Here is a 16,095-nt window from a genome sequence, read left to right as displayed (position 1 = left end):
ATGACCTCCCCGTACGCCCAGTACTCCACCGGCGACCCGATCGCCGACACCAGGGCCCCCGGCGGACCCGTCGCCGAACGCTGGGACACCCGCCGCTTCGAGGCGAAGCTGGTGAACCCCGCCAACCGGCGCAAGCACACCGTGATCGTCGTCGGCACCGGCCTGGCCGGCGGTTCGGCGGGCGCGACGCTGGCCGAACAGGGCTACCACGTCGTGCAGTTCTGCTTCTCCGACTCACCGCGCCGCGCCCACTCCATCGCCGCCCAGGGCGGCATCAACGCCGCCAAGAACTACCGCAACGACGGCGACTCGGTGCACCGGCTCTTCTACGACACCGTCAAGGGCGGCGACTTCCGCGCCCGCGAGTCCAACGTGCACCGGCTCGCCCAGATCTCCGTCGAGATCATCGACCAGTGCGTCGCCCAGGGCGTCCCCTTCGCCCGCGAGTACGGCGGCCTGCTCGACACCCGCTCCTTCGGCGGCGTCCAGGTGTCCCGGACCTTCTACGCGCGCGGCCAGACCGGACAGCAGCTGCTGCTCGGCGCCTACCAGGCGCTGTCGCGGCAGATCGCCGCCGGGAACGTCGAGATGCACCCGCGCACCGAGATGCTCGACCTGATCGTCGTGGACGGCAAGGCGCGCGGCATCGTCGCCCGCGACCTGATCACCGGCAGGATCGACACGTACTTCGCGGACGCCGTCGTCCTCGCCTCGGGCGGCTACGGCAACGTCTTCTACCTCTCCACCAACGCCATGAACTCCAACGCGACCGCCGTCTGGCGGGCGCACCGGCGCGGTGCGTACTTCGCCAACCCCTGCTTCACCCAGATCCACCCCACCTGCATCCCGCGCACCGGCGACCACCAGTCCAAGCTGACCCTGATGAGCGAGTCGCTGCGCAACGACGGCCGCATCTGGGTGCCGAAGGCCGCGGGCGACGCACGGCCCGCGCGCGAGATCCCCGAGGAGGAGCGCGACTACTACCTGGAGCGGATCTACCCCTCCTTCGGCAACCTCGTCCCCCGCGACATCGCCTCGCGCGCCGCCAAGAACGTCTGCGACGAGGGCCGGGGGGTCGGCCCCGGCGGGCAGGGCGTCTACCTGGACTTCGCGGACGCCATCGCCCGGATGGGCCGCAAGGCCGTCGAGGAGAAGTACGGCAACCTCTTCGACATGTACGCGCGGATCACCGCCGAGGACCCGTACGAGACGCCGATGCGGATCTACCCCGCCGTGCACTACACGATGGGCGGGCTGTGGGTCGACTACGACCTCCAGACCACCGTGCCCGGCCTGTTCGCCGTCGGCGAGGCCAACTTCTCCGACCACGGTGCGAACCGCCTCGGCGCATCCGCCCTGATGCAGGGACTGGCCGACGGGTACTTCGTGCTTCCCTCCACCATCAACGACTACCTGGCCCGCAACGCCCACCAGGAGCCCGTGGACGCCTCCCATCCGGCCGCCGTCGAGGTCGTACGCGAGACCGAGCAGCGCATCGAGCGGCTCCTGGCCGTCGACGGCGACCGCACCCCCGACTCCTTCCACCGCGAACTCGGCGAGCTGATGTGGGAGTTCTGCGGCATGGCGCGGACGGCGGAGGGCCTGCGCAAGGCGCTCGACCGGATCCCGGAGATCCGCGAGGAGTTCTGGGGGCGGATCAAGGTGCCCGGCACCGGCGAGGAGTTCAACCAGTCGCTGGAGAAGGCGAACCGCATCGTCGACTACCTGGAGCTCGCCGAGCTGATGTGCCTCGACGCACTGCACCGGGAGGAGTCCTGCGGCGGCCACTTCCGCGAGGAGTCCCAGACCCCGGACGGCGAGGCGGCCCGCGACGACGAGAACTTCTCGTACGCGGCCGCCTGGGAGTTCGCTTCCGGAGCCGCCCCCGTCCTGCACAAGGAAGACCTCGTCTTCGAGTACGTCCACCCCACCCAGCGGAGCTACGCATGAGGCTCACCCTGCGCGTCTGGCGCCAGCAGAACCCCAACACCCCGGGGGAGATGGAGAGTTACGACGTCGACGGCATCTCGGCCGACATGTCGTTCCTGGAAATGCTCGACACCCTCAACGAGGAACTGATCCTCAAGGGCGACGACCCCGTCGCCTTCGACCACGACTGCCGCGAAGGCATCTGCGGCGCGTGCTCGCTCGTCATCAACGGCGACGCGCACGGCCCCGAGCGCACCACCACCTGCCAGCTCCACATGCGGTCCTTCGCCGACGGCGACACCATCGACGTCGAACCGTGGCGGGCCTCCGCCTTCCCCGTCGTCAAGGACCTCGTCGTGGACCGGTCGGCCTTCGACCGGATCATCCAGGCCGGCGGCTACGTGAGCGTGCCGACCGGCGCCGCGCCCGAGGCGCACGCCACACCCGTGCCCAAGGCCGACGCCGACTTCGCCTTCGAGCACGCCGAGTGCATCGGCTGCGGGGCGTGTGTCGCGGCCTGCCCCAACGGGTCGGCGATGCTGTTCACCTCGGCCAAGATCAACCATCTGAACGTGCTTCCGCAGGGTGCGCCCGAGCGCGAGACGCGGGTGCTCGACATGGTGGCCCAGATGGACGGCGAGGGATTCGGCGGCTGCACCCTCACCGGGGAGTGCGCCACCGCGTGCCCCAAGGGGATTCCGCTGCCGTCCATCGCGGCCATGAACAAGGAGTGGCTGCGGGCGAGCAGGAAGGGCGGCCGCTGAAGCCGGAGTTGCCGCACGGATCCTGACGTACCGTCAAACTCCGGGTAGTTTCCCCTCCATGTACCCGGGAGCGTACGACCCCGCGCATCCGGCCGTCGTCACCGCCGACGGCGGCCGGACCCTGACATACGGACAACTCGAAGAGCGCTCGGTGCGGTTGGCGAACCACCTGCACGCCGCCGGACTGCGCCGCGGCGACCACCTCGCCCTCCTCTCCGACAACGACCCGCGCATGCTGGAGGTCTACTGGGCGGCCATGCGCTCCGGCCTCCACCTCACCGCCGTCAACCACCACCTCACCGCCGGGGAGGCCGCGTACATCGTCGAGGACTGCGGGGCTACCACCCTGATCACCTCGACCTCGCTCGGCCAACTCTCCCTCGACGTCGACCGGTTGGCGACACGGGTCGTGCACCGACTGGAGTACGGCCCCGGGCCCGGCTCGTACGAGAAGGCCGTCGCCGAAGCCTCCCCGGAGCCCCCGGACCGTCAGCCCATCGGTGCGGACATGCTCTATTCCTCCGGCACCACCGGCCGCCCCAAGGGCATCGAAGGCGATCTCCCCGACGGAGACGTGCGCGAGTCGCCGGCCTTCTACGTCCCGCTCTTCGCCGCCGTGTACGGCTTCGACACCGACTCCGTCTACCTCTGCCCGGCGCCCCTCTACCACGCGGCTCCGCTCCGCGTCTGCGGCGTCGTCACCGCCACCGGAGGCACCGTCGTCCTGATGGACTCCTTCGACGCCGAGGGTGCGCTCGCCGCGATCGAGCGGTACCGGATCACACACGCACAGTGGGTGCCCACCATGTTCGTGCGGATGCTGAAACTCCCGGAGGAGGCCCGCAGCAGGTACGACGTGACGTCGCTGAAGGTCGCGATCCACGCAGCCGCCCCCTGCCCCGTCGAGGTCAAGCGGCAGATGATGGACTGGTGGGGGCCGATCCTGTACGAGTACTACGGCGCCACCGAGGGCAACGGCCTCACCTTCATCGGCCCCGAGGAATGGCTCGCCAAACCCGGCTCCGTCGGCCGCGCCGGACTCCTCGGCGAGCTGCGCGTCTGCGGCCCGGACGGTGCGCTGCTGCCCGCCGGTGAGACCGGCACGATCTACTTCGAGCGCGCGGAACTCCCCTTCCGCTACCACCACGACGACGACCGCACCCGTGAGGCCCAGCACCCGGACCACCCGAACTGGACCACCACGGGCGACGTCGGCCACGTCGACGAGGACGGCTACCTCTTCCTCACCGACCGCAAGGCCTTCATGATCATCTCGGGTGGGGTGAACATCTACCCGCAGGAGTCCGAGGACTGTCTGGTGCTGCACCCGAAGGTCGCCGACGCGGCGGTGGTCGGAGTGCCGGACGCCGAGATGGGCGAGGCCGTCAAGGCGGTGGTGCAGCTGGAGCCGGGAGTGGTCGCGGGTCCTGAACTCGCCGCTGAGCTGCTGGAGTTCGTACGGGCGCGGATCGCGCACTACAAGGCGCCGCGCACCGTGGACTTCACGGACTCGCTGCCCCGTACGCCCACCGGAAAGCTGGCCAAGTCCCCGCTGCGGAAGGCCTACTGGCCCCCGGACGGCTGAGTAGGGGCGCGGGCCGGGAGTCGCGGGCCGGGAGCCGCGGGCCGGGATGGTGGGTCAGCCGCTCACCGCGCGCAGAGCCCCGGGCCTGCGTCCGGTGAGCCGGTCGAGAGCGGCCGCGGTGGCGTCGTCGGCGGGCAGGTGGACCAGCAGCCGCTGTCCGTCGGCGTCGGGAAGTTCCAGGGTCTCGTAGGCGAGGCGCAGTTCGCCCGCGTCGGGGTGGACGAACCGCTCGACCCCGCTGCGTACGGGAAGTTGGGGCGTGGCGGTCAGCCGGTCGGTGAACTCCGCACCGGCCGTGATCGCCAACTCGTCGGCGAGGGAGGAGACATGAGGGTCGGCGCGGGCGAGGTCGAAGCCCGGCAGGGCGAACTGGGCGTCGGCCACCCGCCCCCAGTCCGGATACGTGTCGCGCGCCCGCGGGTCGGTGAACACGTACCGCAGCAGGCTCGGCCGGTCCCCGTCGAGCAGTCCCACGGGCCCGGCCAGCCGCTCGTACCCCGTGGTGCAGCCGACGATCTCGCTCAGCCGGTTGAGCAGCACGGCGGGCGAAGGGTCGAGCCGGTCGAGGAGGGCCTGCACGGTGGGGCGCACCGAGCGGACGGGGGTCTCGGCGGCCGGGCAGAGCAGTTTGTTGTCACCGGCGTGCTTGAACAGCCGGTTCAGGTGCAGACGGGTTTCGCCGGACAGCCGCAGCGTGTCGGCGAGCGCGGCCAGCACCTGTGGGGAGGGGTTGCGGTCCTTGCCCTGTTCGAGCCGGGTGAGGTATTCGACGCTGATGCCCGCGAGCGTGGCCAGCTCGGATCTGCGCAGACCCGGTGTGCGGCGGCGCGGCCCCTCCGGGAGGCCGACCTCGGAGGGCGTCACCGCTTCTCGGCGGGCGCGCAGGAAGTTCCCCAGCTCGTTGTCGCTCACCCCCGGATCGTAACCTCCCGCCCGGCCCATGCGGAGGGTGGCTCCCCTTCCGGTCCGCGCGGAGGGTGGCCCTCCCACTACCAGCATCGGGCCGGTCTTCCTCACCGGCCCGGATTCCCCCAGGTTGGGAACATGACCTCTGACGCACAGACCACCGCAGGCACGTCCCTCCTTCCCCTGGCCGCCGGCCGGTGGGAGCTCGACACCCAGCACTCCTCCGTCGCCTTCACCATCCGCCACCTCGGCATCTCCAAGGTGCGGGGCAGGTTCGCCGAGGTGGAGTCCGCACTGACCGTCGGTGCGACGCTCGCCGAGAGCTCGGTGCACGCGACCGTCGCCCTCGCTTCGATCGACACCGGCAACGAGACCCGTGACGCGCACGTCCGGGCGTCCGACCTGCTGGACGTCGAGAAGCGCCCGACGATGACGTTCCGCTCGACCGGCGCGCGCGGGGCGGGCGAGGACTGGACCCTGGAAGGGGAGCTGACGATCGGGGACATCAGCAGGAACGTCGAGTTCGATGTGGAGTTCGGCGGGGTGGTGGCCACCCCCTTCGGCAGCAGGCACGCGGGCTTCGAGGCCCAGGGGCAGATCCGGCGCAGCGACTTCGGCCTCGACTTCGGGGCGGGCGAGGCGATGCTCGGTGATGTGGTGAAGATCCAGATCGACGCCCAGTTCGTGGAGCCGCAGCAGGGGGAGTAGCGGGGTCGCGGTGGCGGCTGCGTGGTGTGCGCGGCTGTCGTGTGCCGGGATGTCGTGCGTGCGGCTGACGTGTGCGCGGTGGGGTCCCGGTCCGTCCGGGAACGGGGCCCAGCCGTGCGCGACGTACCAGGGGCAGGCCCTACGGGCGTCGCGAGCCGAGCATGCAGAAGGCGTTGCCCTCCCGACGTTCTAGACGGCGCAGGACGCTCCCGCCCCTTCGGTGAACTCCCTGGCCAGATACGGTGCGGTGCGGCTCTCGCCGGACTCGGCCACCTGTCGCGGCGGGCCCGCGGCGACCACCAGGCCGCCCTCGCCACCGCCGCCCGGTCCGAGGTCGAGCACCCAGTCGGCGCCCGCGACCACGGCCATGTCGTGCTCGACGACCACCACCGAGTTCCCGGCGTCGACGAGGCCGTGCAACTGGCGCATCAGGACCTCGACGTCGGCCGGATGCAGCCCGGTCGTCGGCTCGTCCAGCACGTACAGGGTGTGCCCGCGCCGCGTCGTGGCGCGCTGCAGCTCCGATGCCAGCTTGATGCGTTGGGCCTCGCCGCCGGACAGCTCGGTCGCGCTCTGACCGAGCCGCAGATAGCCGAGGCCCACCTCCAGCAGGGCGCGCAGGCTGCGGGCGGCGGCGGGCGAGTCGGCGAAGAACTCCGCCGCCGCTTCCACCGTCAGGTCCAGCACCTCGGCGATGTTCAGCCCCCGGTGCGTGACCTGGAGGGTCTCCGGGCGGTAGCGGGCACCGTGACAGTCGGGACAGGGCGTGTACGTACTGGGCAGGAAGAGCAGCTCCACCGAGACGAAGCCCTCGCCCTGGCAGGTCTCGCACCGGCCGCCCGGCACGTTGAAGGAGAACCGGCCCGCCTTGTACCCGCGCGCCTTCGACTCCTCCTCGGCCGTGAACAGCTTCCGCACGACGTCGAAGAGACCGGTGTACGTGGCCAGATTGGACCGCGGCGTGCGGCCGATCGGCTTCTGATCCACCGTCACCAACCGCTGTACGCCCGGCAGTTCCTCGGAGATCTCGCCGACCAGGGTGGACTTTCCGGATCCCGACACCCCGGTCACCGCGGTGAGGACCCCCAGCGGCAGCTCCGCCTCCAGTGCGTCGAGGTTGTGCCGGGTCAGCGGGCCGAGCTTCAGCCACCCGGACGGCTCGCGGACGGCCCGTACCGGAAGCGGCCGCCGGTCGAAGAGGAAGCGGCGCGTCGCCGACTCCGTCACCCCGGCGAGAGCGGCGGGCGGCCCGCTGTGCAGGACCAGACCGCCGTGCTCGCCCGCCGCGGGGCCGACGTCCACGAGCCAGTCCGCACGTCGTACGACATCGAGGTGGTGCTCCACGACGAAGACCGAGTTGCCCGCCGCCTTCAGCCGGTCCAGGACCACCAGCAGGGCCTCGGCGTCCGCCGGGTGCAGTCCGGCCGACGGCTCGTCCAGGACGTACACCACGCCGAACAGGCCGGACCTCAACTGGGTGGCCAGACGCAGCCGTTGGAGCTCCCCGTTGGAGAGGGTGGGGGCGGTGCGGTCCAGGCCGAGGTAGCCGAGACCGAGCTCGGTGACGACGGCGATGCGGGCCCGGAGGTCGTCGGTGAGGACGCGGGCGGTCTCGCCGCCCGTGCCGGCCGCGAGGACCTCCGCGAGCTCGGCGAGGGGGAGCGCGGCCAGCTCCGCGATCGTACGGCCCGCGAAGGTGACCGCGAGGGCCTCCGGGCGCAGCCTGCTGCCCCCGCACGCAGGACACGGCGCGCTGCTCAGGAAGCGCTCGGCCTTCGCGCGCAGGGACTGGCTCTTGGTGTCGGCGAACGTGTGCAGGACGTACCGCCGGGCACTCATGTACGTGCCCTGGTACGGGCGTTGGATGCGGCCCGCGTCGCGCACCGGGTGCACGGTGACCACCGGCTGCTCGTCCGTGAACAGGATCCAGTCCCGGTCCGGCTGCGGCAGCTCCCGCCACGGCCGGTCCACGTCGTACCCGAGGGTGTCCAGGACGTCCCGGAGGTTCTTGCCCTGCCAGGCGCCCGGCCAGGCGGCGATCGCTCCGTCGCGGATCGACAGCGAGGGGTCCGGCACCAGCAGCTCCTCGCTGGTGCCGTGCACCCGGCCGAGACCGTGGCACTGGGGGCAGGCCCCGGCGGCGGTGTTCGGGGAGAAGGCGTCCGAGTCGAGGCGTTCGGCGCCCGCCGGATAGGTGCCCGCGCGCGAGAAGAGCATCCGCAGCGAGTTCGACAGCGTGGTGACCGTACCGACGGAGGACCGGGAGGAAGGCGCTGACCTGCGCTGTTCCAGGGAGACCGCGGGCGGCAGGCCGCTGATCTCGCCGACGCGCGGGGCACCGACCTGGTGGATCAGCCGGCGGGCGTACGGGGCGACCGACTCGAAGTAGCGGCGCTGCGCCTCCGCGTAGATCGTGCCGAAGGCCAGGGACGACTTCCCGGAGCCGGAGACTCCGGTGAAGACCACGAGGGCGTCGCGCGGAACGTCCACGTCGACATCGCGGAGGTTGTGCTCACGGGCGCCCCGGACACGGACGTACGGATCGTGCGGGCTGTGCATGGGGGGACTCCGTACGAACGGGGGCGGTGGCGCGGCGGCGGGGGAGCCGCGGGACAAACAGTTCGATTCTAGGCGCGCGCGGGGATCGGGGCGTGTGCGGGACCTGGGAGGGCGTGCGGGACCCGGGAGCGTGTGGGGGGCCTGGGTGGGGTGGGGGACAGGGCGCGTGCGGAGATCTAGGCGTGCGTGGGGACCGGCTGCCGGTCGCGTCCCACCAGGGCCGCCAGCAGCCGGTACGACTCCAGCAGGCCGGTCCGGTCGTACGTACTGGTGGTGACCAGCACCTCGTCCGCACCGGTGGCCCCGATCAACTCGGTCAGAGCCGCCTCGACCTGCTCCGGAGTGCCGTGCAGATGGCCGCGCAGCCCGCCCTCGTAGAAGCCCCGCTCCTTGTCGCTCATGCCGCCGTCGGCGAGGGCCCGCCGCTCGATGTCCTCGGCGGGGGCCAGTGGCGGGAAAGTGCCGTGGGTGCGCGAGTACGCCATCGACCAGGCCTCTGGGACCAGCAGCCGCCGGGCCGCCTCCTCGCTGGCCGCGACCGCCACCGTCCCGGCTATCACCACATACGGCTCCGCCGCCCACGCGGACGGCCGGAAGTCCGCCCGGTAGCGGTCCACCGCGGCCAGCAGCTTCTCCCGGCCGCGCAGGTCACCGACCACCACCGGCAGCCCGGCCGCGGCGGCGATCCCCGCGCCCTCCCCGGTGGCCAGCACGAACGGCGGCACCCGCAGACCCTCCGCCGGGTACGCGTGCACGGCCTCGCCGCCGGTGAACCGGCGCAGCAGCTCCGCGAGCTGTTCCGCGAAGCGGTCGGCGTCGTCCTTGTCCCGCCCGAGCGCCTTGCGCACCCCGTCGGTGAAGCCCACCGAGCGGCCCAGACCCATGTCGATCCGGCCGGGGAACAGCGACTCCAGCACCCCGAACTGCTCCGCCACCACCAGGGGCTGGTGATTGGGCAGCATCACTCCGCCGGTGCCGACCCGGATCGTGGAGGTCGCGGCGGCGACCGCGGCGGCCAGCACCGTCGGAGCGGAACCGGCCACCCCGGGCACACTGTGGTGCTCGGAGACCCAGAAGCGGTCGAAGGAACCCAGCGCTTCGAGCTGCTGGGCCAGCCGCACCGAGTCGCGCAGCGCCTGCGGGCCGTCGTGCCCCTCGCGGGTGCGGGAACGGTCCAGAACGGAAAACCGGGTCTGCGCGATCACTGTGCTCACACAGGGTTCAACGCAGGAGCGACGACAAGATTCCCGAACCTCCCGAACTTCCCGAACGGCGTTTCGAAAGGGGTCCGCCCGGGTCCCTAGGCTGTGCCCATGACGGATCACCTCAGACCCCTCGCCGTGTTCGACCTCGACGGGACCCTCGCCGACAGCGCGCACCGCCAGCGCTTCCTGGAGCGCAGGCCGCGCGACTGGAACGCCTTCTTCGCCGCGGCGCCCCAGGACCCACCCCTCGCCGAGGGGGTCGCGCTCGCGCTGAGCAGCGCACGGGAGTGCGAGGTCGTCTACCTCACCGGGCGCCCGGAGAAGTGCCGCCGCGACACCGTCGCCTGGCTCGCCGCCCAGGGACTTCCCGAGGGGCGGATGTGGATGCGCCGGGACAACGACCGGCGGCCCGCCCGGCAGACCAAAATGGAAGTCCTCGGGAGGCTGGCCCGGGACCGGGAGGTACGGGTGCTCGTCGACGACGACGCCCTCGTGTGCGACGCCGCCGAGGAGGCGGGTTTCACGGTCGTACGGGCCCGCTGGACCGCGGCGTCCCCCGCGCTCAAGGACGCCCAGGAGCGGGACGGACGTACCTGAGAAGCGGAACGCGCCGGGGGAGGATCGGGTCAACGGCGGTGCACGGACTGCAAGTCGTGTCCATGAACCCCTTGACCAGCCGAATGGTCCATGCATATCTCTTGATCCGTGAACCTTGTGCAGAAACGCTCCATAGCCGTCGCCACCGCGTGTGCCACGACAGGCGCCCTCCTCACCGGCTGCGGGATGCTCCCCGGCTCGTCCTCCGAGGAGAAGACCAAAACCATCACGATCTGGTTGATGAAGGACAGTGCTTCCCAGGAATTCCTGAAAAGGTTCACGGAGGAGTTCGAGCGGGACCACGCGGGCACGAGACTTGAGTTCCAGATCCAGCCGTGGGCCGGTATCGGCCCCAAGGTCAACAAGGCCCTGGAGAGCGACAGTCCGCCCGACATCATCGAGGTCGGCAACACCCACGTCGCCCAGTACGCCGACCGCGGCGGCCTGCAGAACCTCACCCTGGAATCGGTCCGCGACTTCGGCGGCGACGACTGGCTGCCCGGACTCGCCGAACCGGGAAGGCTCGGCAACGCGCAGTACGGCATCCCGTGGTACGCGGCCAACCGCGTGGTCATCTACCGCAAGGACCTCTTCCAGCAGGCCGGCGTGAAGACGCTGCCGCGCGACCGCGCGGAGTGGCTCCAGGCCACCAACAAGCTCAACACCGATGTCAGCCAGGGCATTTACCTGGCCGGGCAGGACTGGTACACGCTGTCCGGCTTCATCTGGGACGAGGGCGGCGAGCTCGCCGCCGAAGCCGGCGGGAAGTGGAGCGGCACGCTGCACAGCGAGGCCGCGCTCAAGGGCATGGCGTTCTACAAGAAGATGCAGGCCCTCGGCCGCGGCCCCCGGGACGCGGACGAGGAGAAGCCCCCGCAGGCCGACATGTTCGCCCAGGGGGACATCGCGCAGATCATCGCCACCCCCGGCACCGCGAAGCTCGTCGAGCAGAAGAACCCGCAACTCCGCGGCAAGCTGGGCTTCTTCCCCCTCCCGGGCAAGACCGAGGACAAGCCGGGATCCGTCTTCATCGGCGGCTCCGACCTGGTGATCCCCGAGCGCACGGACGAGCGTCGCGCGGCGATCGAGGTGGTGAAGGCGCTGGCGGGCGAGAAGTGGCAGACCGACCTCGCCCGCACCATGAACTACGTCCCCAACAAGGGCAGTCTGGCCTCCGCCGTGGCGGGCGAGGAGGGCATGGTGGCCATGGCGAAGGGATCCCTGGGCGGGCACGCCACTCCCGCGTCGCCGAAGTGGGGGGACGTCGAGGCGGACAACCCCATCAAGAAGTACATGACGAAGGTGCTGAACGGCGCCCCGGCCGCCGCCGCCGCGAAGCAGGCGTCGGCCGAGATCACGAAGGTGCTGCAGCGGGTCGGCAGGGAGGAAGAGGAGTAGGCCGGGCGGCGGGCCCGCCCGGCCCCGCTCGACTTCCCCGTCCTGCGGCGGATGTTCCTGGGACGGTCCTGCCTACGCGGGGGTGGACAGCGACAGGGCGAAGCGGTTCGCCCCGTCCGTCCACCAGTGGGACAACTCCATTCCGGCGGCCGCCAGTTCGTCCCGTACGCCCTCCTCGCGGAACTTCGCGGACACCTCGGTGCGCAGCTCCTCGCCCTCCGCGAAGGTGATCGCGAGACCCAGCTCCCGCACCTTCACCGTCAGCGCCGAGCGGGCCCGCAGCCGCATCTCGATCCACTCGTGGCGGGGGTCCCAGTGCGCCACGTGGGCGAAGTCGTCCGGGTCGAAGTCCGCGTCCAGCTCACGGTTCAGGACGGCCAGGACGTTCTTGTTGAAGGCGGCCGTCACCCCCGCCGCGTCGTCGTACGCCGCGACGAGGGTGGACTCGTCCTTCACCAGGTCGGTGCCGAGCAGCAGGGCGTCCCCGGGCAGGAGCATCGACCGTACGGACTTCAGGAACACGGCGCGCTCGTCGGGCAGCAGATTGCCGAGCGTCCCGCCCAGGAAGGCCACCAGCCTCGGCCCGGGCGTACCGGGCAGGGCGAGCCCGCGGGTGAAGTCCGCGATCAGCGCATGCACGGAGAGGCCGGGACGCTCGGCCAGGAGGCCTTCCGCGGCGAGGGCGAGCGCGCTCTCGCTGACGTCCACGGGTACGTAACTGTGCAGGCCGGGAAGGGCGTCGAGGAGGATCCTGGTCTTCTCCGACGACCCGGAGCCCAGCTCCACCAGCGTGCGCGCCCGCGCGGCGGCGGCGATGTCCCGGGCACGGGCGCGCAGGATCTCCCGCTCCGCGCGCGTGGGGTAGTACTCGGGCAGCCGGGTGATCTCCTCGAACAGTTCGCTGCCGCGCGCGTCGTAGAACCACTTGGGCGGCAGCGACTTGGGGCCGCGGCCGAGCCCCTGCAGCACATCGGTGCGCAGATCGGCGTCGGTGGAGTTCACGGGGAGGGTACGGGTCACGAGGTACGGGCTCACGCGGCGGGCTCCTTGAGCGGGGTCAGCAGGACGTCGTAGCGGGTGGCGGCGAGCAGGGTGCGGTCGGGGACCTCCACCCAGTGCGGGTCGTCGTCGTACGGCTCGGAGGCGACCACCGTGCGGCGGCCAGGCTCCGCCAGGTACCAGAGGGTGTCGCCCCAGGCGGTCGCGGTGACCGTCGTGCCGTCGGTGAGCAGCAGGTTGAGCCGGGCTCCGGGCGCGGCCCCCGCCACCTCCAGCACCGTCTCGGCGAGGGCCTGGCCCATCTCGTCGCCCGCCCGCAGCCGGTGCAGGACCAGCGCCCACACCAGCGCGGAGTCACAGCGCGCCTCCAGGGCCAGCAGCTCCGCCGCGGGCAGGGCGGCGGCGAGCCCCGCCATCGACCGGGGCCAGCCGGGCAGCGCCCCGTTGTGGCTGAACAGCCACGGACCCGAGGCGAACGGGGCCGCTGCCGCCTCCCCGTCGGCGCCCGGCTCGGTGGCGTCCCGGACGGCCGCGAGCAGCGCCCCGGACCGTACGACCCGGGACAGGTCCGCGAAGTTGGTGTCCGCCCACATCGGGCCCGTACGCCGGTACCTGGCGGGCACCGGGTCGCCGTCGGCGTACCAGCCGACGCCGAAACCGTCCGCGTTGACCGTGCCGTACTTCTGCAGCCGGGGCTCCCAGGCCTGATGGTGGAGCCCGTGAGGGGGCTCGACGACCACCTTGCGCAGCGGCAGCTCCGGTCCGAGGAAAGCAAGGTGACGGCACATCAGATCTCACCTTCCGAGGCGTCCCGTGCGGTGCGGAACCCGGCGAGTATCTGCCGCCGCACCGGCAGGTCCCAGTTGCGGAAGGTGCCCCGGCACGCCACCTGGTCGACGCCGAAGGAACCGCCGCGCAGAACCTTGTGCCCGGGGCCGAAGAAGACTTCCGAGTACTCGCGGTACGGGAACGGCGCGAACCCCGGATAGGGCAGGAAGTCGCTCGACGTCCACTCCCAGACGTCCCCGATCAACTGCCGCACCCCCAGCGGTGATTCACCGTCCGGATACGCCCCCACCGGGGCCGGACGCAGATGACGCTGGCCGAGATTGGCGCGCTGCGGGGTCGGGTCCGCGTCGCCCCACGGATAGCGCATCGAGCGGCCGGACACCGGATCGTGCCGGGCCGCCTTCTCCCACTCGGCCTCCGAGGGCAGCCGCCGGCCCGCCCAGCGCGCGTACGCGTCCGCCTCGTACCAGCTGACGTGCAGGACCGGCTCGTCGAGCGGCACGGGCTCGGTCGCACCGAAGTGCCGCCGCAGCCACTGGCCCCCCTCGTGCCGCCAGAACAGCGGTGCGACCAGGCCGTGTTCGCGGACCGTCGCCCAGCCCGCCGCCTCCCACCAGCGCGACTGCGCGTAGCCGCCGTCCTCGACGAAGCGCAGATACGCCCCGCACGAGACCGGTGTCGTGTCGATGTGGAAGGGCGGTACGAACGTGGCGTGCGCGGGCCGCTCGTTGTCCAGCGCCCACGGCTCGACCGACGTCCCCATCGTGAACGGACCGCCAGGGACGAGGACTTCACCCGGCAGCCGCGCGGCGCCTTCGGGTGCGGAAGGCGGTGGGGGAGCGGTCAGCGCGGTGGGGCCGCTGCGCAGCTGATGGGTGATCAGCATCGTCTCGTCGTGCTGCTGCTCGTGCTGGGCGATCATTCCGAACGCGAACGCGGCGTCCACCAGCGGACCGCCGCGCAACGGGCTGCGCTCCAGCACGTCCAGGGCCCTGCCGCGCACCTGGGCGGCGTACGCCCGCGCCTCGGCGGGGGCGAGCAGCGGCAGCGTCGGACGTTCCGACCGCGGGTGCTCGAAGGCGTCGTACACCGTGTCGATCTCGGGCCGCAGTGCGCCCTGCCCGGCGACGTTCCGCAGGAGCCACTGCTCCTCCTGGTTGCCGATGTGCGCCAGGTCCCAGACCAGCGGGGACATCAACGGTGAGTGCTGGGCGGCCAGTTCGGCGTCGTCGACGCAGGAGGTGAGCAGTTCGGTACGGGTCCTGGCAGTGGTCAGCGCCTCGACGGCGCGGCTGCGAAGCCCCTCGGAATCCACGTCCGGGGGCTGAGCGGTGTCGGTCATCGAAGAGGTTCCTCCAGATCGAGGTCGAGCAGGTCGTCCGCGGGGCAGCGGCCCCGGGACACATAGCGCTCGATGTACGAAGCGACCGCGTCCCGCACCGGCTCCGCCGCGCCCAGCCGGGGCAGCGCGTCGAGGGCCGCGGCGAAGCAGATCACGGCGGCGGCGTGCAGCTCCGGGTCGGACAGTCCCTCGCGGGCAGCGGTCTCCCACAGCGGATTGTGCGGCGCGGGACCCGAACCCGCTGTCTCCGCGAGGGGTTTGACGGTGCGGTAGGCGATCTCCGCCGCCTCGGCGTCGTCGAAGAGCGCCGCCGTCACGGCGAGCGGCACCAGCCACCCGTCCTCGCCCGGCTGCGCGTCGATCATCCGCAGCTCCAGATGGCCCTGCGGCCTGACCGGCGGGAACAGCGTCGTGAGGTGATAGGCGAGATCGGCGCGGTCCGGTGCGCGCGGCGCCCCGCCGCGCGTCCACTCCCGGAAGGTCAGCCCGTCCGGCACCTCCCACGGCTCACCGCCCCGGGCCCGTACGCACATCACCGGGGCGTCCAGGACCCGCTGCGCCCACGCGGCGCGCGGCTCGGCGCCGGACGGCGGGGCGAGCGTGCGGCCGTGCTCGATGCCGGCCCAGAGGGCCTGCCTGTTCGAGCGCCAGCCGGTACGACGCCCTTGAGCGTAGGGGGAGTTGGCGAACGCGGCGAGCAGTACCGCACCGAGCAGGTGGGCCAGCAGCCAGCGCCGTCCGAGCCCCAGCGGTCCCGGCTCCTCGTGTCCGGCGTCCACGCACACCTGGACCGACGCCGAGGTGCACATCATGGCCAGGCCGTCAGGACCCGCCCGGTCGAGGTACCGCTCCATGGCCTCGTACCGGGGCTCCCGCAGGAAACGGCGCGGCGGCTGCCAGGGGTCCTGGCCGAATCCGGCCAGGGCGAGCCCCTGCGCGTGCAGTGCGCCGCGTACGGCGGTCAGATCGGCGGAGACGGAGTCGACGACTTCCGTGAGAGAGGGGGCGGGCAGTGAGCTGAGCTCCAACTGGCCGCCGGGTTCGACGGTGAGGGCCGACCGCAGCGGCAGGGAGCGTGCGGCGGCATGGGCCGCTTCGAGGCGGCCGGGGGAGACGGGCAGGTGCGGCGAGTGCAGGTCGTGGACGAGCCATTCGAGTTCGGCCCCGACCATCCGGGGTGGGCCCGTCTTGAAACAGATACATCGCAGCAGGTCCGCCGCCTCGGTCTCGGCGATGGGCGGTCCGCCCTCGGTGAACCGGTCTGGGGTCACGGTGAGTTCCTCCTTCTCGAAGCTCTGGGACTGTGTCCGTCGT

At 71.8% G+C, this 16,095-nt stretch carries 13 protein-coding genes; 6 read left to right on the top strand and 7 right to left on the bottom strand.

Features of this window, described 5'->3' with window-relative positions:
- The 3 genes from ACH4SP_RS29275 to ACH4SP_RS29265 are packed head-to-tail and all read left to right on the top strand — an operon-like array spanning position 1 to position 4,278.
- Positions 1 to 1,950, top strand: coding sequence for a fumarate reductase/succinate dehydrogenase flavoprotein subunit (locus ACH4SP_RS29275; RefSeq protein ID WP_398419053.1), 1,950 nt, complete (start codon positions 1 to 3; stop codon positions 1,948 to 1,950).
- The gene (locus ACH4SP_RS29270; protein ID WP_398419051.1) at positions 1,947 to 2,693 is read left to right on the top strand and encodes a succinate dehydrogenase/fumarate reductase iron-sulfur subunit; all 747 of its coding nucleotides are present in this window, start codon (positions 1,947 to 1,949) and stop codon (positions 2,691 to 2,693) included. Before ACH4SP_RS29275 ends, ACH4SP_RS29270 begins: the two co-directional genes overlap by 4 nt.
- Positions 2,694 to 2,751: 58 nt before the next feature.
- Positions 2,752 to 4,278, top strand: coding sequence for an acyl-CoA synthetase (locus ACH4SP_RS29265; protein WP_398419049.1), 1,527 nt, complete (start codon positions 2,752 to 2,754; stop codon positions 4,276 to 4,278).
- Positions 4,279 to 4,332: 54 nt separating this feature from the next.
- Here the strand turns inward: ACH4SP_RS29265 and ACH4SP_RS29260 are convergent, their stop codons facing one another.
- Positions 4,333 to 5,190, bottom strand: coding sequence for a helix-turn-helix domain-containing protein (locus ACH4SP_RS29260; RefSeq protein ID WP_398419047.1), 858 nt, complete (start codon positions 5,188 to 5,190; stop codon positions 4,333 to 4,335).
- A 132-nt stretch (positions 5,191 to 5,322) separates the two neighbouring features.
- Between ACH4SP_RS29260 and ACH4SP_RS29255 the strand changes: the two genes are divergently transcribed.
- The gene (locus ACH4SP_RS29255; protein ID WP_398419046.1) at positions 5,323 to 5,892 is read left to right on the top strand and encodes a YceI family protein; all 570 of its coding nucleotides are present in this window, start codon (positions 5,323 to 5,325) and stop codon (positions 5,890 to 5,892) included.
- Between the two features lie 189 nt (positions 5,893 to 6,081).
- On the opposite strand, the gene ACH4SP_RS29250 is transcribed toward ACH4SP_RS29255, so the two are convergent.
- Positions 6,082 to 8,451: an ATP-binding cassette domain-containing protein gene (locus tag ACH4SP_RS29250; RefSeq protein WP_398419044.1), complete on the bottom strand. Its 2,370-nt coding sequence runs from the start codon at positions 8,449 to 8,451 to the stop codon at positions 6,082 to 6,084.
- Positions 8,452 to 8,627: 176 nt separating this feature from the next.
- Positions 8,628 to 9,665, bottom strand: coding sequence for an MsnO8 family LLM class oxidoreductase (locus ACH4SP_RS29245; RefSeq protein WP_398419041.1), 1,038 nt, complete (start codon positions 9,663 to 9,665; stop codon positions 8,628 to 8,630).
- A gap of 99 nt (positions 9,666 to 9,764) precedes the next feature.
- Between ACH4SP_RS29245 and ACH4SP_RS29240 the strand changes: the two genes are divergently transcribed.
- On the top strand, positions 9,765 to 10,253 hold the full coding sequence (locus ACH4SP_RS29240; RefSeq protein WP_398419039.1) for a hypothetical protein: 489 nt from the start codon (positions 9,765 to 9,767) through the stop codon (positions 10,251 to 10,253).
- A gap of 117 nt (positions 10,254 to 10,370) precedes the next feature.
- Positions 10,371 to 11,651, top strand: a complete 1,281-nt coding sequence (locus ACH4SP_RS29235; RefSeq protein WP_398419162.1) for an extracellular solute-binding protein — start codon at positions 10,371 to 10,373, stop codon at positions 11,649 to 11,651.
- A 72-nt stretch (positions 11,652 to 11,723) separates the two neighbouring features.
- Here the strand turns inward: ACH4SP_RS29235 and egtD are convergent, their stop codons facing one another.
- Genes egtD through egtA form a run of 4 tightly spaced genes read right to left on the bottom strand, consistent with a single transcriptional unit; the run spans position 11,724 to position 16,052 of the window.
- Positions 11,724 to 12,686 (bottom strand): L-histidine N(alpha)-methyltransferase, encoded by a 963-nt coding sequence (gene egtD / locus ACH4SP_RS29230; protein ID WP_398419037.1) that lies wholly within the window; start codon positions 12,684 to 12,686, stop codon positions 11,724 to 11,726.
- Positions 12,683 to 13,438 carry an ergothioneine biosynthesis protein EgtC gene (egtC, locus tag ACH4SP_RS29225; protein ID WP_398419035.1) on the bottom strand — a complete coding sequence of 252 codons (756 nt, stop codon included), beginning with the start codon at positions 13,436 to 13,438 and terminating at the stop codon, positions 12,683 to 12,685. Before egtC ends, egtD begins: the two co-directional genes overlap by 4 nt.
- The gene (gene egtB, locus ACH4SP_RS29220) at positions 13,438 to 14,781 is read right to left on the bottom strand and encodes an ergothioneine biosynthesis protein EgtB (RefSeq protein ID WP_398419034.1); all 1,344 of its coding nucleotides are present in this window, start codon (positions 14,779 to 14,781) and stop codon (positions 13,438 to 13,440) included. Before egtB ends, egtC begins: the two co-directional genes overlap by 1 nt.
- On the bottom strand, positions 14,778 to 16,052 hold the full coding sequence (gene egtA, locus ACH4SP_RS29215) for an ergothioneine biosynthesis glutamate--cysteine ligase EgtA (protein ID WP_398419033.1): 1,275 nt from the start codon (positions 16,050 to 16,052) through the stop codon (positions 14,778 to 14,780). Before egtA ends, egtB begins: the two co-directional genes overlap by 4 nt.
- Positions 16,053 to 16,095: the final 43 nt, after the last annotated feature.

Origin of the sequence: Streptomyces sp. NPDC021093, assembly GCF_044333135.1 — a bacterium.
Lineage (GTDB): Bacteria > Actinomycetota > Actinomycetes > Streptomycetales > Streptomycetaceae > Streptomyces.
The sequence above is the reverse complement of the archived record's forward strand: the minus strand, read 5'-3'. Positions and strand labels throughout refer to the sequence as shown.

What these genes read in the sequence shown, in the direction of transcription:
- ACH4SP_RS29275 (WP_398419053.1), top strand. Translation starts at nt 1, where the DNA reads ATGACCTCCCCGTACGCCCAGTACTCCACCGGCGACCCGATCGCCGAC.
- ACH4SP_RS29270 (WP_398419051.1), top strand. Translation starts at nt 1,947, where the DNA reads ATGAGGCTCACCCTGCGCGTCTGGCGCCAGCAGAACCCCAACACCCCG.
- ACH4SP_RS29265 (WP_398419049.1), top strand. Translation starts at nt 2,752, where the DNA reads ATGTACCCGGGAGCGTACGACCCCGCGCATCCGGCCGTCGTCACCGCC.
- ACH4SP_RS29255 (WP_398419046.1), top strand. Translation starts at nt 5,323, where the DNA reads ATGACCTCTGACGCACAGACCACCGCAGGCACGTCCCTCCTTCCCCTG.
- ACH4SP_RS29250 (WP_398419044.1), bottom strand. Translation starts at nt 8,451, where the DNA reads ATGCACAGCCCGCACGATCCGTACGTCCGTGTCCGGGGCGCCCGTGAG.
- ACH4SP_RS29240 (WP_398419039.1), top strand. Translation starts at nt 9,765, where the DNA reads ATGACGGATCACCTCAGACCCCTCGCCGTGTTCGACCTCGACGGGACC.
- egtC (WP_398419035.1), bottom strand. Translation starts at nt 13,438, where the DNA reads ATGTGCCGTCACCTTGCTTTCCTCGGACCGGAGCTGCCGCTGCGCAAG.
- egtB (WP_398419034.1), bottom strand. Translation starts at nt 14,781, where the DNA reads ATGACCGACACCGCTCAGCCCCCGGACGTGGATTCCGAGGGGCTTCGC.